This window comes from Pantoea sp. NSTU24 (genome assembly GCF_050157905.1).
Lineage (GTDB): Bacteria > Pseudomonadota > Gammaproteobacteria > Enterobacterales > Enterobacteriaceae > Pantoea.
Map to the genome: position 1 here is coordinate 2,940,297 of NZ_JBKIWZ010000001.1, position 24,203 is coordinate 2,964,499.

16 protein-coding genes and 1 pseudogene are annotated in these 24,203 nt (G+C 57.9%); 2 read left to right on the forward strand and 15 right to left on the reverse strand.

Features of this window, described 5'->3' with window-relative positions; genetic code table 11:
* Nucleotides 1–15 precede the first annotated feature (15 nt).
* From malQ to glpE, 5 genes are all read right to left on the reverse strand, one after another.
* Nucleotides 16–2,097 (reverse strand): 4-alpha-glucanotransferase, encoded by a 2,082-nt coding sequence (gene malQ, locus ACLHDD_RS14115; RefSeq protein ID WP_427104582.1) that lies wholly within the window; start codon nucleotides 2,095–2,097, stop codon nucleotides 16–18.
* Between the two features lie 9 nt (nucleotides 2,098–2,106).
* Nucleotides 2,107–4,512: a maltodextrin phosphorylase gene (gene malP, locus ACLHDD_RS14120; protein ID WP_427104583.1), complete on the reverse strand. Its 2,406-nt coding sequence runs from the start codon at nucleotides 4,510–4,512 to the stop codon at nucleotides 2,107–2,109.
* 154 nt (nucleotides 4,513–4,666) lie between these two features.
* Nucleotides 4,667–5,425 (reverse strand): DeoR/GlpR family transcriptional regulator, encoded by a 759-nt coding sequence (locus ACLHDD_RS14125; protein ID WP_111140862.1) that lies wholly within the window; start codon nucleotides 5,423–5,425, stop codon nucleotides 4,667–4,669.
* A 31-nt stretch (nucleotides 5,426–5,456) separates the two neighbouring features.
* Nucleotides 5,457–6,278 (reverse strand): rhomboid family intramembrane serine protease GlpG, encoded by an 822-nt coding sequence (gene glpG, locus ACLHDD_RS14130; RefSeq protein ID WP_427104584.1) that lies wholly within the window; start codon nucleotides 6,276–6,278, stop codon nucleotides 5,457–5,459.
* Nucleotides 6,279–6,307: 29 nt separating this feature from the next.
* On the reverse strand, nucleotides 6,308–6,634 hold the full coding sequence (gene glpE, locus ACLHDD_RS14135) for a thiosulfate sulfurtransferase GlpE (protein WP_199560041.1): 327 nt from the start codon (nucleotides 6,632–6,634) through the stop codon (nucleotides 6,308–6,310).
* A 227-nt stretch (nucleotides 6,635–6,861) separates the two neighbouring features.
* Here glpE and glpD point away from each other — a divergent pair, with 227 nt between their 5' ends.
* Nucleotides 6,862–8,367, forward strand: a complete 1,506-nt coding sequence (gene glpD / locus ACLHDD_RS14140) for a glycerol-3-phosphate dehydrogenase (RefSeq protein ID WP_427104585.1) — start codon at nucleotides 6,862–6,864, stop codon at nucleotides 8,365–8,367.
* 197 nt (nucleotides 8,368–8,564) lie between these two features.
* On the opposite strand, the gene glgP is transcribed toward glpD, so the two are convergent.
* The 6 genes from glgP to asd all read right to left on the reverse strand — a co-directional run bounded on the left by glgP (nucleotide 8,565) and on the right by asd (nucleotide 19,462).
* On the reverse strand, nucleotides 8,565–11,012 hold the full coding sequence (gene glgP, locus ACLHDD_RS14145; RefSeq protein ID WP_427104586.1) for a glycogen phosphorylase: 2,448 nt from the start codon (nucleotides 11,010–11,012) through the stop codon (nucleotides 8,565–8,567).
* An 18-nt stretch (nucleotides 11,013–11,030) separates the two neighbouring features.
* Nucleotides 11,031–12,464 carry a glycogen synthase GlgA gene (gene glgA / locus ACLHDD_RS14150; protein WP_313655040.1) on the reverse strand — a complete coding sequence of 478 codons (1,434 nt, stop codon included), beginning with the start codon at nucleotides 12,462–12,464 and terminating at the stop codon, nucleotides 11,031–11,033.
* Nucleotides 12,465–12,527: 63 nt separating this feature from the next.
* Nucleotides 12,528–13,820: a glucose-1-phosphate adenylyltransferase gene (glgC, locus tag ACLHDD_RS14155; RefSeq protein ID WP_427104587.1), complete on the reverse strand. Its 1,293-nt coding sequence runs from the start codon at nucleotides 13,818–13,820 to the stop codon at nucleotides 12,528–12,530.
* A gap of 10 nt (nucleotides 13,821–13,830) precedes the next feature.
* Nucleotides 13,831–15,813, reverse strand: a complete 1,983-nt coding sequence (gene glgX / locus ACLHDD_RS14160) for a glycogen debranching protein GlgX (RefSeq protein WP_427104588.1) — start codon at nucleotides 15,811–15,813, stop codon at nucleotides 13,831–13,833.
* Complete coding sequence (gene glgB, locus ACLHDD_RS14165) at nucleotides 15,810–17,993, reverse strand: 1,4-alpha-glucan branching enzyme (protein ID WP_427104589.1); 2,184 nt, start codon at nucleotides 17,991–17,993, stop codon at nucleotides 15,810–15,812. The genes glgX and glgB overlap by 4 nt, the downstream gene beginning before the upstream one ends.
* A gap of 359 nt (nucleotides 17,994–18,352) precedes the next feature.
* Nucleotides 18,353–19,462, reverse strand: a complete 1,110-nt coding sequence (gene asd, locus ACLHDD_RS14170) for an aspartate-semialdehyde dehydrogenase (protein ID WP_427104590.1) — start codon at nucleotides 19,460–19,462, stop codon at nucleotides 18,353–18,355.
* Nucleotides 19,463–19,681: 219 nt separating this feature from the next.
* On the opposite strand from asd, the gene ACLHDD_RS14175 reads away from it, so the two are divergent.
* Nucleotides 19,682–20,275 carry a YhgN family NAAT transporter gene (locus ACLHDD_RS14175; RefSeq protein ID WP_427104591.1) on the forward strand — a complete coding sequence of 198 codons (594 nt, stop codon included), beginning with the start codon at nucleotides 19,682–19,684 and terminating at the stop codon, nucleotides 20,273–20,275.
* A gap of 44 nt (nucleotides 20,276–20,319) precedes the next feature.
* Here ACLHDD_RS14175 and gntU read toward each other — a convergent pair.
* The 4 genes and pseudogenes from gntU to ACLHDD_RS14195 all read right to left on the reverse strand — a co-directional run bounded on the left by gntU (nucleotide 20,320) and on the right by ACLHDD_RS14195 (nucleotide 24,132).
* Nucleotides 20,320–21,659, reverse strand: a pseudogene (gntU, locus tag ACLHDD_RS14180) (gluconate transporter).
* A gap of 2 nt (nucleotides 21,660–21,661) precedes the next feature.
* Nucleotides 21,662–22,198 (reverse strand): gluconokinase, encoded by a 537-nt coding sequence (gntK, locus tag ACLHDD_RS14185; protein ID WP_427104592.1) that lies wholly within the window; start codon nucleotides 22,196–22,198, stop codon nucleotides 21,662–21,664.
* A gap of 140 nt (nucleotides 22,199–22,338) precedes the next feature.
* Nucleotides 22,339–23,334, reverse strand: a complete 996-nt coding sequence (gene gntR, locus ACLHDD_RS14190) for a gluconate operon transcriptional repressor GntR (RefSeq protein WP_427104593.1) — start codon at nucleotides 23,332–23,334, stop codon at nucleotides 22,339–22,341.
* Between the two features lie 102 nt (nucleotides 23,335–23,436).
* Complete coding sequence (locus ACLHDD_RS14195; protein WP_427104594.1) at nucleotides 23,437–24,132, reverse strand: pirin family protein; 696 nt, start codon at nucleotides 24,130–24,132, stop codon at nucleotides 23,437–23,439.
* Between the last annotated feature and the right edge of the window lie 71 nt (nucleotides 24,133–24,203).

Here is a 24,203-nt window from a genome sequence, read left to right on the forward strand (position 1 = left end):
TTGTTATTACGCTTTTTACGTCTGTTTCTGTCCTGACTGACGCTGCTGACTGACCACTTTCAGTAGTGCATTTACCTCCTTGTCTGCAAACATCTCTTCCAGCGTTTTGCTCAGCTTGCGTCGCCAGTTAGGGTATTGATCTACCGTGCCGGGCACGTTGACCGGCGTAGTCATGCCAAGCCAGTCCTCTGGCTGCAGGCCCAGCAGCGCACTGTCGGTATCCGCCAGAAAGCGGTGTATCGCCCGGTTCAGCGCTGGCGTCATTGCCAGCTTCTCTGCCTTTTTCTGGCTGCGGGCCGGTAAGGCACCCGCCTGATGCAGCGCATCCAGCAGCGCCTGTTTCTGTGTGGCACGCTGCTCATGCAACGCTTTTACCGCATCACCCGGATAAAGGCCCAGTTTCTCGCCCAGCGTCAGGTCGCCCTGCTCCCAGAAGCCGGTCAGCGTAGGCAGGTCGTGCGTGCTGGCGCTGGCGATCGACTGGCGCGGATAGTCCTGAGGTGCGCGATAACGCTCGTCTTTCTCCTGCTCAAACCAGAGCACCTTCCAGGAAAAAACGCCGCTCTTGCGAAGCAGGCTGACGATCTCCTGCGGCACGGTACCCAAATCTTCGCCAATGACCATGCAGCGCAGCCGGTGGCTCTCCAGCGCCAGTATGCTCAGCAAATCGTTCACCGGGTAGGCCACATAGGCGCCCTTATCGGCAGTTTCTCCGGCGGGCACCCACCAAAGACGCAGCAGAGACATCACATGATCAATGCGCAGTGCGCCGCAGTCGCGCATGTTGGCACGGAGCATATCGATAAAGGGCTGATAACCGCGCGCCTGCATCACATGCGGATCCATCGGTGGCAGCCCCCAGTTCTGCCCCAGCGGGCCGAGGCGATCCGGCGGCGCGCCGACGGCGGCCTTCAGGCGATAAAGCTCCGGATCGTGCCAGGTTTCCGCGCTGCCTTCCGCCACGCCCACGGCCAGATCCCGATAGAGTCCGACGCTCATCCCCAGCGCCTGACTGTGCGCCCAGCAGCCAGAGAACTGCTGCTGCGCCAGCCATTGCAGCCACTGCCAGAACGCAATTTCCTCTTCGTGCTCTTCACACCACTGCTGCACCTCCGGCGACTGGCTATTGCGCCACGCCTCCGGCCACGCGGGCCAGCCGCCCTGCTGGCTCTTGTCCGCCTGCCGCGCGAGCTGGATGCCGTCGTAGGCGGCCTGATAGCGCAGGCTTTCGCCGCCCTCACGCACAAACGCAGCCCAGGATTGATGCGCCTCGCTCTGGCTGTCCCGCGCCTGGAAGTGTGCCCAGGCGTGGCGCAGCGCCGCGAGCTTCAGCGCCATGACCGCCTCGTAATCGACGTGCTCGGTCTCACGCGCCCGACTCAGCGCCTTCTGCGTTCTGGCGCTTTTCCACCACTTCTGCGCCGCCGCACTTTCCCGGAAATCACTCACCTGATCGACGTCGATATAGATGACGTTCAGCCAGCGGCGTGACGACGGGCTGTAGGGGCTGGCGAAACCGGGGCTGGCGGGATAGAGCGCATGCAGCGGATTAAGCCCGACGAAATCGCCGCCCCGCTCAGCCAGCTGTACCAGCAGCCGATCAAGATCGCCGAAGTCGCCGATTCCCCAGTTCTGCTCAGAGCGCACGGTATAAAGCTGCACCAGCGCACCCCAGCGTTTTTCGCCCGCCTCCAGCGCCGGCGGCAGATAGCAGCGACGTGGCGCGACGACAATCCGCGTCTGCCAGCTTTTCCTGCCTTTGGTGAGCGTCAGCTGGTGATACCCCTGCGACAGCGGGCCGGGCAAAGTAAAAGGCTCACCTGCGGTGAGTTCACCGCTGTGCTGTTTGCCCTTTTCCGTCTGCAGCTGCCAGTGATAGACGCCGCTGCCCTCTGGCGTCAGCTGACGCTTGCCGTTGCCGCTGAAGACCGCAACCGGAGGAAGCGGCGATTTTTTCGCCTTCTGCGGATTGCTCATCACCGCCAGCAATGCACGCTTGGTTTCATCGCTGATCTCTGCTTTTTTGCCGTTTACGTCGATATAGTTCAGTGAAATACCCGCAGCACGGGCGGACTGATCGAGTGAATCCTGTTTCATTGCTGCTCCTTAACGCGGTGCCTGCCAGATACGTTGCTGATAATCGCGAATGGACCGGTCCGAACTGAACATGCCGGTTCGGGCCGTGTTGAGAATTGCCGCGCGGGTCCAGCCTTCCGGGTCGCGCCATAACGCTTCAACCCGCTGCTGCGCGTCGATATAGGCCTGGAAATCAGCCAGCACCAGCCAGGGATCGCCCTGCTTAGTCAGGCTCGCCAGCATCAGGTCAAATGCCTGTTTATCGCCGTTGCTGAATTTGCCCTTCTCCAGCGCTTTCAGCAGATCGTCCAGCGCCCTGTTCTGCCTGCGCACCTTTTTCGGGTTGTAGCCGTTCGCCCGCAGTGCTTTCACCTCATCCACGGTATGCCCGAAGATAAAAATGTTCTCTTCTCCCACCTGTCCGGCAATCTCGACGTTTGCGCCATCCAGTGTGCCGATGGTCAGCGCGCCATTGAGCGCCAGCTTCATATTCCCGGTGCCAGAGGCTTCATAACCGGCGGTGGAGATCTGCTCTGACAGGTCGGCCGCCGGAATCATCTGTTCGGCCACCGTGATGCGGTAGTCGGGGATAAAGACGACCTTAAGCCGATCGCCGACGCGCGGGTCATTGTTCACCACGTCCGCGACCCGGTTAATGGCGTAGATAATGTTTTTCGCCAGGTAGTATCCCGGTGCGGCTTTGGCCCCGAACAGGAATACCCTTGGCGTCATGGTCTGGTCATCGGGCTGCTGGATGAGCTTCTGATAACAGTAGAGGATGTGCAGCAGGCTGAGGTGCTGGCGCTTGTATTCATGCAGGCGCTTTATCTGCACATCGAACAGCGCCGCCGGATTGACGATAATGCCGGTGTGCCGGGCGATGTAGCGGGTCAGCTGTGCTTTATTCTGCTGTTTGATGCTGCGATAACGCTGACGAAACGCCGGATCGTCGGCATACGCCTCCAGGCCGATCAGCGCCTCAAGGTTATTGACCCATTCGGTCTTCAGCGTCTCGTCAATCAGCCCGGCCAGCGCCGGATTACACTGCTGTAGCCAGCGACGCGGCGTGATGCCGTTGGTGACGTTATGGAACTTCTGCGGCCAGAGCTGGTGATATCCGGGAAAGAGATCGCTCACCACCAGCCGCGAGTGCAGCGCCGCCACGCCGTTGACCGCAAACCCGCTGACCACGCAGAGATTGGCCATCCGCACCTGCCCCTCTGCGACAATCGCCAGCCTGTGCCACATCGCTTTGTCATCCGGCCACCGCTGCTTCACCAGCTTTTTCAGCCGCCGATTAATCTCTTTGATAATCAGCAGATGCCGCGGTAGCAGCGAGCGCATCAGCTTTTTATCCCAGCGCTCCAGTGCCTCCGGCATCAGCGTGTGGTTGGTGTATGCAAAAACCCGGCTGGCGATCTGCCAGGCCTCATCCCAGCTCAGCTGATATTCATCCAGCAGCAGGCGCAGCATCTCCGGAATGGCGATGGTGGGATGGGTATCGTTAAGCTGGATCACCTCAAAATCCGGCAGACTGTGAATGCTGCGCCCCGCCAGATGGTGACGCCGCAAAATATCCGCCACTGCACAGGCGCATTGAAAATATTGCTGCATCAGGCGTAGCCGCTTGCCCGCCTGATGATTGTCATTGGGATAGAGCACTTTGGTCAGCTTCGCCGCCTCGATACCAGGCTGCTCGGCCTGCAGAAAGTCGCCGTTGTTAAATGCCGTGAGATCAAACGGCTGCATGCTGACGGCCTGCCACAGGCGCAGTGGCAGGGTTACGCCATTGCGGTAGCCGGTGACCGGCAAATCCCAGGCTTCGCCACGCAGCGTAAAATCGGGATACCAGCGAACCGCGCCATCGGCTTCCTTTTTGACCCGGCCCCCCATCGCGACCTCAACATCCAGCGCCGCGTTGTGGCGAAACCAGGGATAGCGTTCGCGCTGCCAGTCATCGGGCGCTTCCTTCTGGTGGCCCTCGTCGAAAGACTGGCGGAACAGACCGTACTGATAGTTAAGGCCGTGACCGGTCGCCGGCTGGCCCACCGTGGCCATCGAATCCAGATAGCAGGCGGCCAGCCGTCCCAGTCCGCCGTTGCCCAGCGCCGGATCGACCTCCTGCTCCAGCAGCTCAGATAAATCGAGCTGCTGCTCAGCCAGCGCGGCGCTGACCTCGTTGTACCAGCCGAGATTCAGCAGATTGTTGCCGGTCAGTCGGCCAATCAGAAACTCCATCGACAGATAATTAACGTGCCGCTGCCCCTCAGCCAGGCGCGGCGCGGGTTGCGCGGCCAGCAGCTCCGCCAGCGCCGCGCTGACCGCCTGCCACGCCTGGTGCGGCGTCATCTGTTGAGCAGAACGGAGATTCAACTGCTGCCACTGACGGGTCAGCGCGGCATTGAAACGGGCTTTATTGAATTTTTGCTGCGGCATATCACTCCCTTCTGTTAAGCATGAGGTGAAGCAAAAGAGAAAGCGCACAGGCTGGCAATCGGCTGCCAGCAACCGATTAAGTAAAGACGCGAGTGAGGAAAAAAGCGACAGCAATCAAAGAAAAACGCCAGCCGGGCGGCTGGCGTGGCGGGCATCAGCAGAGCTCGAGATGGACCTCATGCTGCTCAATCACTTTCATGACGCTGGCGGGCGGCATTTTGTCGGTGTAGAGATAGTCCAGCAGGCTCATGTTGCCGAGGTTCACCATCGCATTGCGGCCAAACTTCGAATGGTCCACCACCAGCATCACGCAGCGTGAATTTTCGATAATGGCGCGCTTGGTGCGCACTTCGTGATAGTCGAACTCCAGCAGGGAACCATCCATGTCGATGCCGCTGATGCCCAGAATGCCGTAATCGAGCCGGAACTGAGAGATGAAGTCGAGCGTCGCTTCTCCCATCACCGCCCCATCGCGAGTCCGCACCTCACCGCCCGCGATAATGACCCGGAAATCGGGTTTGCCCATCAGCAGCATCGCCACGTTAAGGTTGTTGGTGACCACCCGGAGATCGCTGTGGTTCAGCAGCGCATGGGCCACCGCTTCCGGCGTCGTGCCGATGTCGATAAACAGCGTGGCCCCATCCGGGATCTGGCTGGCCACGCGCTCGGCGATGCGCGCTTTCTCCGCTGACCACATCATTTTACGATCGTGCCAGGCGGTATTCTCAGAGCTGGAAGGAAGTGCCGCGCCGCCGTGATGACGCTGAATTTTGTTCTGATCGGCCAGATCGTTGAGATCGCGACGAATGGTTTGCGGACTGACCTCAAAATGGTCCACCAGCTCCTCAGTACTGACATATCCCTGACGACGGACTAAATCGATAATCGCGTCATGACGTTGCGTCTGCTTCACGTTCCTCTCCTGTTAACCTGCATATTTCCGTCTACCGGCGCGTAATGTGACGCGTGTCGACCAGCGCCATCGCCAGCCCGACCAGCAGCCCGGCCACATGGGCCGCGTTGGCAATCGCCAGACCAAAGACGCCGAACCAGCCAATCACCAGCCAGACCAGCGCAAAACCGATCAGCCCCCGTTCAAGATAGACGCCACTGTCGGGATCGCGCTCGCCGCGCAGCCAGCAGTATCCCATCAGGGCATAGACCACGCCCGACAGGCCGCCAAACCAGATGCCGCTGAACTTCGCCTGCAGCCAGCCACTGAGCAGGGCCGAAATCAGCATAATCACGAATAGTTTGCCGCTGCCCAGCCGCTTCTCAACGGCCCCACCCAGATACCACCACCACATCAGATTAAACAGGATATGCAGCAGTGAAAAGTGCAGTAGCGCATGGCTGAACCAGCGCCAGACCTGAAAATGCTGATCGGCATCCGGCCAGGAGAGCCAGGCCATCACGGTCTGATCGCCCATGACCTGCATCAGAATAAACACGACGATACAGAGTACCATCAGGCTCATCGTCAATGGTCCTGCACGCTCGCGGATGTTCGCCCAGATGTTGCTGCGCTCGTAGCGCAGGCCGCTGTCCGTTTTACCGCTGTGCCAGCTGGCCGCCTGATAGCGCGGGTGGTTGGGATCGTGCAGGAACTGCTGAAGTTCGTTTTCGACCACGGCAATCTTACTTTCATCATCCAGCATGATGACGTAATGGTTGTCATGTTCGATCCGCAATGTGACGCCGCGCGTCGCCATATAGTCTACAAACGCCTGCGCCATGCGCGGCTGGTTAAACTGGGTAATGCGCATCAGTAACGCTCCATGTGACGAGCTGCCATCTATTCACTGCCGAGGGCGACCTGCTGAGGAAAAGCCGCGCGCCAGGCATCAAAACCGCCATCAATGCTGTACGCCGCGCTGAAGCCCTGACCCAGCAGATATTGTGCTGCGCTTTTACTGCTGTTGCCGTGATAGCACATCACCAGCACCGGCAGGCTGTGGTCGGCACCACTGATAAAGTCGCTGAGGTTGGTGTTGGTCAGATGCAGCGCGCCAGCCGCATGCCCCAGGGCGTAACTCTGTGGATCGCGAATATCCACCAGCAGCGCGCCCTGTGCCAGACGCGCCTGCGCCTGCTGCACATCAATACATTCGAACGTTTCCATGGGATCTCTCATAACAGCATCACGATAGCGCGTAGTGTAACCCGAGAATCCACGCCGATAACCTGACAATCGTTACGGGTATCCGTTTTTTTGGTGGGCAATATGTTAGCTATATCACGCAAAAATGTTTTTAGCGGGTTAAAAGCTGGCGTAAATGTTGGTTTGCGATTATTATTATGCTCGAAAACGAACATTAGTGAACTATTCCGAACATCGGAGGAGATGACGTGGAAACCAAAGACCTGATCGTGATCGGCGGCGGCATCAACGGTGCCGGCATTGCAGCAGACGCTGCAGGACGCGGACTGTCGGTGTTAATGCTGGAGGCGCGGGATCTGGCTTGCGCGACCTCCTCTGCCAGTTCAAAACTGATTCACGGCGGCTTACGCTACCTTGAACACTATGAATTCCGTCTGGTGAGTGAAGCACTGGCTGAACGTGAAGTGCTCCTGAAAATGGCGCCGCATCTGGCGTTTCCGATGCGCTTCCGTCTGCCACACCGTCCGCATCTGCGCCCGGCGTGGATGATCCGTACCGGCCTGTTTATGTATGATCATCTCGGCAAACGCACCAGCCTGCCGGGCAGTAAGAGCCTGCGTTTTGGCGCGGATTCAGCCCTGAAGCCGGAGATTACGCGCGGATTCGAATATTCTGACTGCTGGGTGGACGACGCACGCATGGTCGTGCTGAATGCGCAGGAAGTGGTGAAGCGTGGTGGCGAAGTGCGTACCCGTACCCGTGTGACCCGCGCCTGGCGTGAAGGTGGTCTGTGGAAGGTCGAAGCAGAGGATGTCGACAGCGGTAAAATCCACACCTGGCAGGCAAAAGGTCTGGTCAACGCGGCTGGCCCGTGGGTCAAGCAGCTGTTCGACGATGGCCTGCAGCTGAAATCGCCGTACGGCATCCGCCTGATCAAAGGCAGCCATATCGTGGTGCCGCGCGTGCACACGGAGAAGCAGGCCTACATTCTGCAGAACGAAGATAATCGCATCGTGTTTGTGATTCCGTGGATGGATGAGTTCTCCATCATCGGCACCACCGACGTGGAGTACAAAGGCGATCCGAAAAACGTCCATATCGATGACAGCGAAACCGAGTACCTGCTGAAAGTGTTTAACGGACACTTTAAAAAGCAGCTGACCGCCGACGATATCGTCTGGTCTTACTCCGGTGTGCGTCCGCTGTGTGATGACGAATCGGATTCCCCGCAGGCGATCACCCGCGATTACACCCTGGACGTGCGCGACGACAACGGTCAGGCTCCGCTACTGTCGGTGTTTGGTGGCAAGCTGACCACTTACCGTAAGCTGGCAGAACATGCGCTGGAAAAACTGGCGAAGTACTACCCGAATGCGGGTCCGGCCTGGACGAAGAACTGCGTACTGCCGGGCGGCAATATCAATGGCACCAGCGACGACTACGCGGCCAGCCTGCGTCGCCGCTATCCATTTATCAGCGAAAACATGGCGCGTCACTTCTCGCGCACCTACGGCAGCAATACTGAAACCCTGCTGGCGGGCGCGAAAAGCCTGGACGACCTGGGTGAGAACTTCGGACACGAGTTCTATGAAGCAGAATTACGCTACCTGGTGCAGCACGAATGGGTGCGTGAACTGGATGACGCGATCTGGCGTCGTACCAAGCAGGGCATGTGGCTGACCAAAGAGCAGCAGGCCCGTGTCGCCGGATGGTTGTCTGCGAAAGCGAAACCGGTTCTGTCACTGGCTTCTTAAGGTGGCCGAAACCCATCAGAAAGCAGGCTGCGGCCTGCTTTTTTTATGGCTGCTGGCCGTTACGATGCGGGTGCCAGCACTGCCAGATGGACGCGGCGGTGATGACGGCCTGAAACAGCGAAAAGCGGGAGGTATCCCGTCTGAGCGGAACAAAGAAGTCTGCACGGCCATAAGCCTGGCCGCACAGACGTTAACGATTACAGCCTGATCGGTGAAATGTGCCAGATCTCGTCGGCGTACTCCTGAATGGTGCGATCTGACGAAAAATAGCCCATTCCGGCGATGTTGCGGGCCGCACGACGCTGCCACTCATCCGGCTTACGGTAGAGCGCATCCACCTTATCCTGCGTGTCCACGTAGCTGCGATAATCCGCCAGTAACTGATAGTGATCGCCGAAGTTAACCAGCGAATCGAACAGATTGCGGTAGCGGCCCGGTTCCTGCGGACTGAAGACGCCCGACGCAATCTGAGTCAGTACCTGATGCAGCTCCTCATCACCTTCATAGTAGTCACGCGGGTTGTAACCCTTTTTACGCAGGGCTTCGACCTGCGGCGTGGTATTTCCGAAGATAAAGATGTTCTCTTCGCCGACGTGATCCAGCATCTCAACGTTCGCCCCATCCAGCGTGCCGATGGTCAGGGCACCGTTCAGCGCAAACTTCATGTTACTGGTGCCGGACGCTTCCGTTCCCGCGGTTGAGATCTGCTCTGAGAGATCGGCCGCCGGAATGATAATCTGCGCCAGGCTGACGCTGTAGTTCGGGATGAAGACGACTTTCAGCTTGTTCTTCACCTGCGGATCGTTATTGATCACGTTGGCGACGTCGTTGATCAGATGAATGATATGTTTGGCCACATAGTAGGCCGACGCCGCTTTCCCGGCAAAGATGTTGACGCGTGGCACCCAGTCCGCCTGTGGATCGGCCTTGATGCGGTTATATCGTGTGATCACATGCAGGACGTTGAGCAACTGGCGTTTGTACTCGTGAATACGCTTTATCTGCACATCAAACAGCGCATTCGGATCGAGCACCACATCCAGATTCTTCGCCACCCAGTCGGCCAGACGCCGCTTGTTCTGATGCTTGGCGACCGCCACCTTTTCGATAAAGGCTGGGTAGTCGAGCTGCGCTTTCAGCTCGTCGAGCTGGCTGAGATCGGTGCGCCAGTTGCGCCCAATCTCGTCGTCCAGCACCTCAGAGAGCGCCGGGTTCGCCAGTGCCAGCCAGCGACGTGGCGTCACGCCGTTGGTCTTGTTGCAGAAGCGACCGGGGAAGAGACGGGAGAAATCGGCAAACAGCGACTGCACCATCAGATTTGAGTGCAGTTCAGAGACGCCATTGACCTTGTGACTGACGACCACCGCCAGCCAGGCCATGCGCACCCGGCGGCCGTCGTTTTCGTCAATAATTGAAATGCGTGACAGCAGATCGATGTCGTCGGGATAGTGATCCTGCACAGTCTTCAGGAAGAAGTCGTTGATCTCAAAAATAATGCTGAGGTGCCGCGGCAGGATCTTGCCGATCATATCCACCGGCCAGGTTTCCAGCGCTTCACTCATCAGTGTGTGGTTGGTGTAGGAGAAGACCTGACAGCAGACGTCGAAGGCGCTATCCCAGCTGAACTTATGTTCGTCGATCAGCAGGCGCATCAGTTCAGGAATTGCCAGTACCGGATGCGTATCATTCAGGTGAATCGCAATTTTATCCGCCAGGTTGTCCCAGGTCTGATGCATCCGCCAGTGGCGATTCAGAATGTCCTGCACCGTGGCGGACACCAGGAAGTACTCCTGACGCAGACGCAGCTCACGACCGGAGTAGGTCGAGTCATCCGGATAGAGCACCCGTGAGACGTTTTCGGAGTGGTTTTTGTCTTCCACCGCCGCGAAGTAGTCACCCTGGTTGAACTTACCGAGATTGATCTCGTTACTGGCCTGCGCCCCCCACAGCCGGAGGGTGTTAGTGGCGTCGGTGTCGAAGCCGGGGATGATCTGGTCATAGGCCATCGCCAGGATCTCTTCGGTTTCCAGCCAGCGCACCTTAGAGCCTTCGTGCTGAACACGGCCCCCGAAACGAACTTTATAACGGGTATTGAAACGCTGGAATTCCCACGGATTACCATATTCCAGCCAGTAATCGGGCGACTCTTTCTGCTCACCTTCCACGATGTTCTGTTTGAACATGCCATAATCATACCGGATGCCATAACCCCGGCCCGGCATGCCCAGCGTTGCCAGCGAGTCGAGGAAACAGGCCGCCAGACGGCCCAGGCCGCCGTTACCCAGCCCCGGATCGTTCTCCTCTTCCATCAGCTCGGCCAGATCCAGCCCCATCTCATCCAGCGCCTGGTTGAGATCGTCATAGATGCCCATCGCCAGCAGCGCATTGCCCAGCGTGCGGCCCATCAGGAATTCCATCGACAGGTAATAAACCTGGCGGACATCCTGAGAGAGCTGAGCACGGCTGGAACGCAGCCAGCGCTCGACCATCCGATCGCGCACCGCCAGCAGCGAGGCGTTGAGCCACTCATGTTTGTTGGCGATAGAGGGATCTTTACCGATGGTAAACATCAGCTTATAGGCAATCGAATGCTTCAGAGCATCAACCGTCAACGTTGGTGAGGCGTAAGTGAAAGGTGCGTTCATATCCAGTTTCCCAATCCGTTACATCAAACGTTGGTAGAGATCACGGTAGGCTTGTGCCGCCACCTGCCAGCTAAAGTCCATGCCCATCGCCTGGCGCTGAACGTAACGCCACAGTGACGGACGGGACCACAGTACAAACGCGCGCCGTATCGCCCGCAGCAGCGACCATGCGTTGGCATCTTCAAAACTGAATCCGCTGGCGATACCGTCGGCCAGGTTTTCTAACGAGCTGTCGTTGACGGTATCGGCCAGGCCGCCCGTACGGCGCACCAGAGGCAACGTACCATACTTGAGGCCATAAAGTTGTGTCAGACCACAGGGCTCGAATCGACTCGGCACGACGATCACATCCGCGCCACCGACAATGCGGTGAGAGAACGCCTCGTGGTAACCAATCTGCACGCCGACGCTGCCCGGATGTTCTGCCGCGGCGGCCAGGAAGCCCTGCTGCAGTTCGGCATCGCCCTGTCCCAGCAGCACCAGCTGACCGCCCTGCGCCAGCAGGCCAGGCAGCGCCTCCAGTACCAGGTCCAGCCCTTTCTGTTTGGTCAGACGGCTGATGACGCAGAACACGGGTGCTTTGTCATCGACCCTGAGGCCCATCGCCACCTGCAACTGACGTTTGTTCTCGGCCTTCGCTTCCAGCGTGTCGCGGTTGTAGCGCGCGCTGAGCAGCAGGTCGTGCGCCGGGTCCCAGATAGAGGGATCGACGCCGTTAAGGATCCCACTCAGCCGCCCTTCCCGCATCCGCTGCGCCAGCAGACTTTCCATACCGTAAGCATATTCTGCCGAGGTAATTTCATGGGCGTAAGTCGGACTGACCGCCGTGATATGGTCGGCGTAGAAAAGCCCTGCTTTCAGGAAGGAGATCTGGCCGAAGAACTCCAGACCGTGCATGTTAAAGAACGACCACGGCAGGCCAATCTGGTCCATGTGATGCGCCATGAACAGTCCCTGATAGGCCAGGTTGTGCACGGTGAAGACCGATTTAGCCGGACGGCCGCGTGCCTCCAGATAGGCGCAGGTCAGGCCGGCATGCCAGTCATGGGCATGGACGATATCGGGACGCCACATGGAATCCATACCACACGCCATTTCGCAGCCGACCCAGCCCAGCAGCGCAAAGCGCAGGTAGTTATCAACATAGGCAAACTGCGACTCGTCGTGATAAGGGCTGCCGGGACGATCGTAAAGGTCAGGTGCATCAATCAGATAGATGCCCACACCGTTAAATTCACCAAACAACAGACGTATATAACCGGCAAATGTCTCTCGCTCTGTCACTACCTGGAGATCAGGTATGCCTTTGCGCAATGCGGGAAAAGCGGGCAACAGCACCCGGGTATCCGTGCCGCCCGCAATCTGCGCCTGAGGTAATGCCCCGACTACATCAGCCAGTCCGCCCGTTTTCAGCAGCGGGAAAAGTTCTGAACAGACATGTAAAACCTGCATCCTCGACCTCATTAAGTTATCCGGCACGCTCCGCGTGCCGATTGCGTAAGTTCCGCTTATCGCTTACAGCCCCGCTTTGGCCAGTCTGGCCAGCATGGCGCGGGTTACCAGCACAATTCCTTCATCCGAACGGTGAAACCGACGACTGTCTTCATCAGGGTTTTCGCCAATCACCATGCCTTCCGGTAACTCACAGGCGCGATCAATCACGCAGCGACGCAGACGACACGAACGGCCAACCACCACATCCGGCAGCAGTACGGTTGAATCAATATTGCAAAACGAGTTCACGCGAACCCGGGGGAACAGGACGGAATTAACCACTACCGAACCCGAGATAATGCAGCCGCCCGACACCAGCGAGTTCATGGTCATTCCGTGACTGCCGGAACGGTCCTGAACAAATTTGGCGGGCGGCAGCGGCTCCATGTGGGTCCGAATCGGCCAGGTGACGTCATACATATCAAGTTCAGGCATCACCGAGGCCAGGTCGAGATTGGCGCGCCAGTAGGCTTCCAGCGTGCCGACATCGCGCCAGTAAGGCGGTGCGTTGTCATCATTCTGTACGCAGGAGAGCGCAAAAGAGTGCGCATAGCCTTCGCCGCTGGCCACGACTTTTGGCAGGATATCTTTGCCGAAGTCGTGGTTAGAGCCAGGCGTCTGCAAATCCTCTTCCAGCAACTCATAGAGATAATCCGCGTTAAACACGTAGATCCCCATACTGGCAAGTGACTGCGTGTCATCACCCGGCATGGTAGGCGGCTTCGCAGGTTTTTCCACGAAGTCGATCACCATGTTCTCTTCATCCACCGCCATCACGCCAAACGCGGTGGCTTCATGCACCGGCACGGGCAGACAGGCGATAGTACATTTCGCCTCATTGACCACGTGGTCCAGCAGCATGCGGGAGTAATCCATCTTATAAATGTGGTCCCCGGCCAGGATAACGATGTACTGCGCCTGATAGCGGCGAATCACATCAAGGTTCTGCGTCACTGCATCTGCCGTGCCGCGATACCACTGTTCTGTCGAAAAGCGCTGCTGCGCTGGCAGCAAATCGACAAACTCATTCATCTCTTCGTTGAAGATCGACCAGCCGCGCTGGATATGCTGAGTCAGGGTGTGGGACTGATACTGTGTAATCACGCCAATCCGTCGGATACCGGAGTTGACGCAGTTGGAGAGGGCAAAGTCGATAATGCGGAACTTGCCGCCAAAATGCACCGCCGGTTTGGCACGCTTGGCCGTTAAATCGACCAGTCGTGTGCCGCGTCCGCCGGCGAGGATCAGAGCAACCGTCTGTGTAGGGAGCTGGCGGGCCAGCATCAGGTGATCTGTTCTATCTAACTTAACCATGTCTGACTCCTTATGATTGCTTTTGGAACACGCACACACCGTGTGCGGGACCATGCCAGACAGTTAGCAGGATGGGGTTGTCGTCCCCGGCGAAAGGAGGAAGGGCACGCCATTCTCCGTCTGGTAACACGATGTCATTCACCTTATCCGTGGCGTTTATTGTTATTAACCAGCGGCCAGACAACAGGATCTGCAATCTGTGCATCCCCTGCGCCCATTCATCGTGTTGCAGTGGCTGGCCACCGGCATTGAGCCACTGCACATTGCCGTCACCGTCCTGCCACCAGCGATCTGCGGTCAACGCCGGAATACGCTGACGCAGACGAATCAGTGCGGCGGTAAATCCGACCAATCCCTTCTCATCCGCCCGCCAGTCAAGCCAGCTCAGGGCGTTGTCCTGACAGTAGGCGTTGTTATTGCCACGCTGCGTATGGCCACGTTCGTCGCCCGCCAGCAGCATAGGAGTGCCCTGCGACAGCAGCAGCGTGGTCAGCAATGCGCGCACGCTGCGGCGGCGGCGCTCAACCACGTCATACGAGACGTTCAGTCCCTCTTTGCCATGATTGTGGCTGTAGTTATCGCCGTGGCCATCCCGGTTATCTTCCCCGTTCGCTTCGTTATGCTTGCGTTCAAAGCTCACCACATCCCACAGCGTAAAGCCGTCGTGTGCGGTGACGAGGTTAACTGTTGCGTGAGGCGCCCGGTCATCGTGCTGGTAAAGATCGCTTGAGGCAGCAAAACGGCGGGCAAATTCGCCATTACTTAATGCGCCGTGCAACCAGTAACGACGTGCAGTGTCCCGGAACTGATCGTTCCATTCGGCAAACGGCGGCGGAAAACGGCCAACCTGATAGCCGTCAGGGCCGATATCCCAGGGTTCAGCTATCAGCTTGACCTGAGAGAGGATCGGACAGGCGCGAATCGCGGCAAAAAAGGGCGCATCGCGCTGGTAATCGGGCTTGCGGCCCAGTACCGGTGCCAGATCGAAACGGAAACCGTCGACATGGCAGACGCTTACCCAGTAGCGCAGCGCCTCTAATGTCCACGCCATCACCTGCGGATGATGGATGTTCAGCGTGTTGCCGCAGCCGGTCCAGTTCTGATAACCGCCCTGCTCGTCCAGCCAGTAGTAGCTGGCGTTATCGATGCCCCGCATGGCAATCGTCGGGCCAGTCTCATCCAGTTCGGCGGTGTGGTTAAACACCACATCCAGTACCACCTCGATGCCCGCAGCGTGCAGGTTTTTCACCGCCTGCTGAAACTCCTGCAACGGCGTTACCCCCGGCTGACCGGAGCCGTAACGGGGGTCAACCGCCCAGAGCGCAAAGGGGTTGTAACCCCAGTAGTTGCTAAGGCCCAGCCGGAGCAGCCGGGGTTCACTGGCGAAATGCGCTACCGGCAGCAGCTCCAGGGTCGTAATCCCGAGCTGACGCAGGTAATCCACCATAACAGGATGACCCAGCGCCGCGTAAGTCCCACGCAGCGTTTCCGGAATTTCCGGATGCAGCAGCGTCAGACCGCGAACGTGGGCCTCGTAGATGACGGTGTTGCCCCACGGGATACGCGGCGCTACATCGTCCTGCCAGTCGAAGTCTTCCGCAACCACCCGTGACTTCGGCGCGATCGCGGCGTTGTCATGCGGGTCGGGCTGCGCGTCACCGCCATAGAACAGCGGATCATCCGGCACATCGCCCTCCACGGCGCGAGCGCAGGGATCAATCAGCAGCTTCGCCGGATTAAAACGGTGCCCCTGCGCCGGCGCCCAGGGGCCATGCACCCGATAGCCGTAGCGCTGTCCGGGTTTAAGTGCCGGAATGTAACCATGCCAGATATCCCCACTGCGGCCAGGCAGGTCAAAACGCGCTTCCGTACCCTCTTCATCAAACAGGCAGAGCTCTACGCGCCCGGCATGCTGGGAAAAAAGGGTAAAGTTAACGCCTTTGCCATCGTAACTGGCACCCAGCGGTTCGGGATCGCCGGCAGTGATGATCATTCCGCCTCCCGCACCAGCCAGACCGTTGCCAGCGGCGGCAGATTGAGGCTCAGCGACTGCGGTCGCCCGTGGCTATGCTGCTCATCGGTATGCACCCGATGAATGCGCACGTCGCTGCCGTGATACTCATGCTGGTCGGTGTTCAGCACTTCACGCCAGCAGCCAGGCTGGTTCACGCCAAGGCGATAGCCCGGACGTGGCACCGGCGTAAAGTTGCTGACCACAATCACTTCGTTGCCTTCACGGTCACGGCGCACAAAGGCGAAGACCGAGTGCTCCGCATCATCCACTACCAGCCACTCGAAGCCTGCCGGATCGAAGTCAAGCTGATGCAGCGGCGTGTAGTGCTGATAAGTGTGGTTGAGATCCCGCACCAGACGCTGAACACCGTGATGCCAGTTGTCATCACCTTCCAGCAGATGCCAGTCCAGACTGACGTCATGGTTCCACTCGCGACCCTGCGCAAATTCGTTGCCCATAAACAGCAGCTTTTTGCCGGGGAAGCCCCACATCCAGCCATAGTAAGCGCGCAGGTTGGCGAACTTCTGCCAGGCGTCGCCCGGCATACGGTCGAGAATCGAGCGTTTACCGTGCACCACTTCATCATGCGACAGCGGCAGCACAAAGTTTTCGGTGTAGTTGTACATCATGCCGAAGCTCATCAGATTGTGATGATACTTGCGGTAAATAGGATCGACCTGCATATAGTCGAGGGTGTCGTGCATCCAGCCCAGGTTCCATTTGAACCAGAAGCCCAGTCCGCCGCCTTCGGTGGGACGTGTGACGCCAGGGTAGTCGGTTGACTCCTCCGCCATCGTGACTGAACCAGGTGCTACGGTGCCGAGCGTGCGGTTGGTGTAACGCAGGAATTCAATCGCTTCGAGATTCTCGCGGCCACCAAACTGGTTTGGCACCCACTCGCCTTCGTTGCGGCTGTAGTCGCGATAGATCATTGATGCCACTGCATCCACGCGCAGGCCGTCGATACCGAAGCGCTCTGTCCAGTAGAGCGCATTGCCTGCCAGATAGTTGCTCACCTCCCGGCGGCCAAAGTTGTAGATCAGGGTATTCCAGTCCTGATGGAAACCTTCACGCGGATCGCTGTGCTCATAGAGCTGGGTGCCATCGAACCGCGCCAGACCGAAGTCGTCGCTGGGGAAATGGCCTGGCACCCAGTCGAGCAGCACGTTCAGGCCCGCTTCATGGGCGCTATCGATAAAGGCGCGGAAGTCATCACGGGTGCCGAAACGGCGGGTCGGCGCATACATACCCAGCGGCTGATATCCCCAGCTGCCGTCAAACGGATGTTCGTTGATGGGCAGCAGTTCAATATGGGTAAAGCCCATCTCTTTGACGTAGGGCACCAGCTGTTCAGCCAGTTCTTTGTAGCTCAGCCAGAAATTGTTGTCGGTGTGGCGACGCCAGGATCCCAGATGCACTTCGTAGATAGAGACAGGCGCATCAAAGTCGTTGGCGGCCTTGCGCGATGCCTTCATTTCGACCGGCTCTGGCAGGCCGCAGATCATCGATGCGCTCTCGGGACGCATCTGCGCTTCGAACGCATAGGGATCCGCTTTAATACGCAGCTCACCGTTGGCATCAATAATTTCATATTTGTAGAGCTGGCCATTAACGGCGCCTGGCACAAACAGCTCCCAGATCCCCAGCTCCTGACGCAGACGCATCGGATGACGGCGGCCATCCCAGAAGTTGAAATCGCCGACGACCGAAACGCGACGGGCGTTAGGTGCCCAGACGCAGAAACGGGTTCCGGTAACGCCATCGATCACATCACCGTGCGCGCCCAGGGTTTCATAAGGGCGCAGATGCGTGCCTTCTGCCAGCAGCCACAGGTCCATCTCCTGCAGTAACGGGCCGAAGCGATAGGCATCGTCTACCAGGTTCTGCTGGCCATGCCAGTTAACCGCCAGCTGATAGCGGAATGGATTTTTGCGGCGTGGAATGACACCACTGAAGAAGCCGCGGGCATCTTCACACACCAGCTGAGCCAGTTTGCGCCCGGTAGAGGTTTCGATCACCCATACCTCAAGCGCTTCGGGAAGCAGCGCCCTGACTTCAAGGCCCTGCTGAGTTCGGTGCATCCCTAGTAACGAAAAAGGGTCGGCATAATTGCCCGCAAACAGGGCATTGATCGCCTCGCGATCGGGAAGCTCTGACATGACTTTCTTCCTGTGATAATTGGCAGCCGAAATGAACGCAACATAGCCTGTGGCGCTTCATCTGCGCTGCTCTTCATTGAGCCATACGTACGACGGCAAAAGGAGTCAGGCCATTCCATGGAAAAAGGTATTTTGCCGTGTACCACAACCAGTTAGTCCAAAAAGCAAAAGCGTTACCTGTGGCACATCATGGTTAAATCATAGCTTGGTCCCGGCAGTTGCCATGGACTTAAGCAAAATATTCTTCGCCAATCGGCAAAAAACAGAAGCCGGTCACTGAGTAAGCGAAACGGCAGGCTATTTCGCATACGGAAAAAACAAAAAAGGCCGGATAAATCCGGCCCTTGAAGAAGTTTTACTCAGTCGATTAACAACCGCAGCATACGACGTAATGGTTCGGCTGCGCCCCATAACAGCTGATCGCCCACCGTGAAGGCAGAGAGATATTCCGGCCCCATGTTCAGCTTGCGCAACCGGCCAACCGGTGTGGTCAGCGTGCCGGTAACAGCAGCGGGTGTCAGCTCACGCATGGTCAGCTCACGATCGTTGGGCACCACTTTGACCCACTCATTGTGTGACGCCAGCAGCTGTTCAATTTCGGCCAGCGGCAGATCGCGTTTCAGCTTCAGCGTAAAGGCCTGGCTGTGGCAGCGCAGCGCACCGACGCGCACACATAATCCATCAACCGGAATGATGTCGGTGGTGGCGAGGATCTTGTTGGTTTCCGCCTGGCCTTTCCACTCTTCGCGGCTCTGGCCATTCTCCAGCTGTTTGTCAATCCACGGGATCAGGCTGCCCGCCAGCGGCACACCAAAGTTATCGGTTGGCAGTGTACCGGAACGGCTAAAGTCAGTGACGCTACGCTCGATATCAAGAATGGCAGAAGCCGGGTTCTGCAGCGCTGGCGCAACATGGTCATGCAGCATGCCCATCTGGGTCAGCAGCTCACGCATGTGGCGCGCGCCGCCGCCAGAAGCGGCCTGATAGGTGGCGACCGACGCCCACTCCACCAGGTTCTGTGCGAACAGGCCGCCCAGCGACATCAGCATCAGGCTGACGGTACAGTTCCCGCCGACAAAGGTCCTGATGCCCCGGTCAATACCCTGGCGGATCACGGCATGGTTAACCGGATCCAGAATGATGATGGCGTCGTCTTTCATGCGCAGCGTGGAGGCCGCATCAATCCAGTAGCCCTGCCAGCCGCTGTCGCGCAGTTTTGGGTAAACGTCACTGGTATAGTCGCCGCCCTGGCAGGTAATGATGATATCCAGCGCACGCAGCGCCTCAATATCAAACGCATCCTGCAGTGTGCCCTGCTGCTTACCCGCAAAGGCGGGAGCCGCCTGACCATGCTGCGACGTCGAGAAGAAGACCGGATTGATTGCATCAAAATCGCGTTCTTCGCTCATGCGGGACATCAGCACAGAGCCGACCATACCGCGCCAACCAACAAAACCTACATTCTTCATGTCGTGTCCGTCTCAGGCGGTTTTACACCTGCTTTTCATTTCAGAGGAGAGAACGGCATGCTATTTTCACGCCGCTCTGCGTAATAATGAGCGTGACCTGTCTCTGCTCACTCTACAAAATGCAGGGCGTGTAGCAAGTGAATTAATTCGATTAGGTTAACTTTTTCAGCAGTGTTACTAATAATCCCGCTTTTTCGCGGCTAACAGGGTGCCAGACCGATGACTGAAATGATTTCAGCGACAATATTACTGTTGTTAATTATGGATCCGCTGGGAAATCTGCCGATTTTTATGTCGGTTTTAAAGCATCTGGAGCCGAAACGGCGGCGAGTGGTGCTGATCCGCGAAATGCTGATCGCGCTGATTATTATGTTGCTGTTCCTGTTTACCGGCGAACGCATCCTGGCATTTTTAAACCTGCGTACCGAAACCGTGTCGATTTCGGGCGGCGTCATCCTGTTTCTGATCGCCATCAAGATGATTTTTCCGTCGACTGAAAGCAGCAGCTCTGGCTTACCGGCCGGTGAAGAGCCTTTTCTGGTGCCGCTGGCGATTCCCCTGGTAGCCGGGCCCTCGCTGCTGGCCACGCTGATGCTACTGTCGCATCAGTATCCGCATCAGATGTCGCATCTGGTGGGCGCACTGCTGATCGCCTGGGGCGTAACGGTGGGGATTCTGCTGATGTCAGGGCTGTTCCTGCGCCTGCTGGGTGACAAAGGGGTGAATGCGCTGGAGCGACTGATGGGATTGATACTGATTATGCTGGCAACCCAGATGTTCCTTGATGGAATCCGGGCCTATCTGAAGCTGTAATCATGTTTCGGCGCTTCCCCGGGGAGAGCGCCGAAATAACGGAGCTAAGAGAGCAGCGTAAAGGCAATCATCCCGATAACCGCGCCAACGGTGCCGAGAATGGTTTCCATCAGCGTCCAGGTCTTCAGCGTTTCCGCTTCACTGGCCCCGGTGAAGCGACCAAACAGCCAGAAACCGGCATCGTTGACGTGGCTGATAATGATAGAGCCTCCGCCGATGCAGATTGACAGCGCCGCCAGCTGGGCACCGCTGTAATGCAGCGGTTCAATCACCGGCATGATCAATCCGACCGTCGTCAGGCAGGCAACCGTTGCCGAGCCCTGAATAACCCGCACTGCACCCGACAGGATAAAACAGGCCAGCGCAATCGGCAGGCCAGCGCCGGTCAGCGCATTGCCCAGCACCGGACCGACGCCGGAATCCACCAGCACCTGCTTAAACACGCCACCTGCTCCAATCACCAGCAGGATAATACCGGCGGGCTGAAGCGCACTGCCGCACACCTGCATCACCCGCTCTTTGTCCATGCCCTGACGCCAGGCCAGGCCATAAATCGCCACCAGCAGTGCCAGCAAAATCGCGGTAAAAGGATGACCGATAAATTCCAGCCACTCATACAGGCTCGTACCTTCAGTCGTGAAGCGTGCGCCGATGGTTTTCAGCCCTACCAGCACCAGCGGGAACAGAATCAGTGAGAGGCTGAAGCCAAATGAGGGCAACTTGCTCTCATCCACATCAGGCTGATGATCTTCCGGCGGCGCGCTGAACGTCACGTGTTTGCCAATAAAGTTGCCAAACAGCGGTCCGGCAATCAGCATGCCGGGGATAGCGGCACAAAGCCCCAGCAGGATCATCCAGCCGAAGTCCGCGTGCATCTGTGATGCCAGCAGCATCGGAGCCGGTCCGGGTAACAGAAACGCCGCGGCGGCCGCCACACCGGCAAACAGCGGGATGACCAGCTTCACCAGATTGCCGCCCGTACGCCGCGCCACCGCAAACGCGATGCTGATCAGGAGTACGACGGCCACCTCAAAGAAGAGCGGCAGCGCACAGATCAGCCCGGCGATGCCCATTGCGTAGTGCGCCCGGCTCTGACCAAAGGTCTTCAGCATCCGGATAGCAATCTGATCCACCGCGCCGGTTTCATGCAGGATTTTGCCGAACATCGCGCCCAGCGCGACCACGATTGCGAGGAAGCCGAGCGTGCCGCCCATTCCCTTCTGCATGGTTTCAGCAATCTTATTCAGAGGCATGCCGGAAAAGAGCCCGGCACCGATTGACACTAACATCAGCGCGACAAAAGCGTGCATACGCGCTTTCATCACCAGAAAAGCAGCAGCAGGACAGAGCCTGCTGCGGTCAGAACAAGTGTTGCGGTATTCATCTCTAACCCTGGCTGATAGCGTCCCGGATCGTCGCAACTGTCGCCGCCACAACCTCGTCCAGTGAATGGGTAATATCCACGACCAGCACATCCTGCTCGTCGCTGCCCGGCTCTTCCAGCGTGGCAAACTGTGTCACCAGCATCTGCGGTTTAAAGAAATGGCCTTTACGCGCTTTCAGGCGGGCTTCAATGGTGTCGAAATCGCCTTTCAGGTAGATGAACCGCAGGTTGTCATTTCCCTGACGCAGAATGTCGCGATAACTTTTCTTCAGGGCTGAACAGACAATCACGGAGATCGCCTGGGTGCGCTGCATCGCAAAGGCGGCGTCATTCAGCGCCTGCAGCCACGGCTGGCGGTCGTTGTCATCCAGCGGATGACCATCGGCCATCTTCAGGATGTTAGCGCGGGGATGGAGAAAATCACCGTCAAGAAAGGCTGTGTTCAGCTGGTGAGAAACCTGGTTGGCGACGGCAGACTTTCCGCTGCCTGAAACGCCCATCAGGATAAAAACGTGATGCGACGGGGATTGCGTAGTCATTTTTCTGCTCCGGCAGGTGAGAATTTGCCAATGTTACCGATAACAATGTCGTTTCTCATTCTCCTGGCCGCTTAACAGCCTGGCAACCTTTTTACCGGGAAAAGCGTGAAAGTGTGAGCTGACTCATAAAAAAATCATAATCAGATACTGCCACCTTCGCTGATCTCAAATCCGACATCGTGCAGCGAATTATCACTGTTCTCACCCGCGATGCGCGCCAGCAGCAACGCTGCTGCTTCGCGTCCCATCCGGTCGCGCGGCGTCAGCACCGTGGCGAGCTGTGGCGTCACAACCTGACTGATATCATGGCCATGAAAGCCGGCAATCGCCATCTGCGAAGGCACCTGTAATCCCTGACGCTGGCACTCAAACATCGCGCCAACCGCGAGATCGTCATTGGTACAGAACAGGCTATCCGTTTCCGGATAGAGACGCTGCGCCTCACGCAGCAGATCGCCACCGGCACTGAAAGAGGAGGCCTCTTCCATCATCACACTGCGTGGCGTCAGCCCCGCTTCACGCATCGCGATTTCATATCCGCGCTGCTTTTGTAGCGTACGTTCATCCAGACGCGCGCCCAGATAGACCGTGTAACGATGGCCTTTAGCGAGAATAGCCCGCGTCATCTGCCGGGCGGCCTCGACGTTATCGAAACCCACGGCCATGTCCAGACAGGGCGTCACGCTGTCCATCATCTCAATGACCGGAATCCCGGCTACCTCCAGCATCCGCAGCGTACCTGGCGTATGGGTACGTTCGGTCAGGATGACGCCATCAATGTTCCAGCCGAGCAGCGAGCGCAGCTGCAGCTCCTCTTTTTGCGGGTTGTAGCCAAAGTGGGCGACCAGTGTCTGGTAGTTGGCTTCATCAGTAACGGCTTCGATGCCGCGCAGTACGTCAGCAAACACCTGGTTGGTGAGGGAGGGCAGCAGGATACCGATGGCACGACTGGTGGCGTTTGAAAGCATATCGGGGGCGCGATTGGGGATGTAGCCCAGCTCATCCAGAGCCACCGCAATCTTCTCCCGCAGGGCAACGGAGACCTGCTCAGGATTGCGCAGGTAGCGGCTGACGGTCATTTTAGTAATGCCGACGCGATCGGCAACGTCCTGTAATACCGGTCTTTTCTTCTTCATCGTAGCGCCTGGGATCGCCCTGAAAGCTTAAGTACGATGAGTCTATCACTTTTTTGTCACAAAATTGCCAACCGGGCGCGACAAGGCGCGCCCGTCAGCGGCTTAAACCGGTGGCAAATCAAACAACAGGACCTCAGCCGCGGCGCTGGCTTCGAGAGTCAGCGCGCTTTCGTCCCAGATAGCCAGGGCATCGCTGGTGGTGACCGGATGACCGTTAACGGTTACGTCCCCTTTTACCACCTGAATCCAGATACGCCGGCCCGCTTCAATCGCGACGTTATCCTGCTCACCGGCTGACAACACCCAGCGCGACAGCGTCATGTCCTGATAAACCTTCAGCGATCCGTCACGTGCATCCGGGCTGAGCACCAGCTGGCGACCCTGCACATCCGGGAAACGGCGCTGGTCATAGCGCGGTTCGATGCCATTGCGCTCAGGCATGATCCAGATCTGATAAAGGTGCAGCGGGTCGCTTTCACTGGCGTTGTACTCGGAGTGACGCACACCGGTTCCGGCACTCATTATCTGGAACTCACCTGCCGGGATCTGCTCTTTGTTACCCATGCTGTCCTGATGCTCAACCGTACCCGAGAGCACGTAGGTCAGGATTTCCATATCTTTATGGGGATGAGTGCCAAATCCCTGACCGCCCGCGATCACATCTTCGTTGATGACCCGCAGCGCGGAGAAGCCCATAAAGTTCGCGTCGTAGTAGCCGGCGAAAGAGAAAGTGTGCCAGCTATCCAGCCAGCCATGGTTTGCGTGACCGCGTTCTTCAGCTTTACGTACATAGATCATGTTCAAATCTCCTCAATGTTTTTTGTAGTTTGTTCCTGAGGCGGTCAGATTGATAGCTGAAAAACTTCACT

Coding starts and splice junctions, on each gene's coding strand:
- glpE (WP_199560041.1), bottom strand. CDS start 6,634: ATGGAAACGTTCGAATGTATTGATGTGCAGCAGGCGCAGGCGCGTCTG.
- glgX (WP_427104588.1), bottom strand. CDS start 15,813: ATGATCATCACTGCCGGCGATCCCGAACCGCTGGGTGCCAGTTACGAT.
- glgC (WP_427104587.1), bottom strand. CDS start 13,820: ATGGTTAAGTTAGATAGAACAGATCACCTGATGCTGGCCCGCCAGCTC.
- glgP (WP_427104586.1), bottom strand. CDS start 11,012: ATGAACGCACCTTTCACTTACGCCTCACCAACGTTGACGGTTGATGCT.
- glgA (WP_313655040.1), bottom strand. CDS start 12,464: ATGCAGGTTTTACATGTCTGTTCAGAACTTTTCCCGCTGCTGAAAACG.
- asd (WP_427104590.1), bottom strand. CDS start 19,462: ATGAAGAATGTAGGTTTTGTTGGTTGGCGCGGTATGGTCGGCTCTGTG.
- malP (WP_427104583.1), bottom strand. CDS start 4,512: ATGCCGCAGCAAAAATTCAATAAAGCCCGTTTCAATGCCGCGCTGACC.
- malQ (WP_427104582.1), bottom strand. CDS start 2,097: ATGAAACAGGATTCACTCGATCAGTCCGCCCGTGCTGCGGGTATTTCA.
- ACLHDD_RS14195 (WP_427104594.1), bottom strand. CDS start 24,132: ATGATCTATGTACGTAAAGCTGAAGAACGCGGTCACGCAAACCATGGC.
- glgB (WP_427104589.1), bottom strand. CDS start 17,993: ATGTCAGAGCTTCCCGATCGCGAGGCGATCAATGCCCTGTTTGCGGGC.
- gntK (WP_427104592.1), bottom strand. CDS start 22,198: ATGACTACGCAATCCCCGTCGCATCACGTTTTTATCCTGATGGGCGTT.
- gntR (WP_427104593.1), bottom strand. CDS start 23,334: ATGAAGAAGAAAAGACCGGTATTACAGGACGTTGCCGATCGCGTCGGC.
- ACLHDD_RS14175 (WP_427104591.1), top strand. CDS start 19,682: ATGACTGAAATGATTTCAGCGACAATATTACTGTTGTTAATTATGGAT.
- glpG (WP_427104584.1), bottom strand. CDS start 6,278: ATGCGCATTACCCAGTTTAACCAGCCGCGCATGGCGCAGGCGTTTGTA.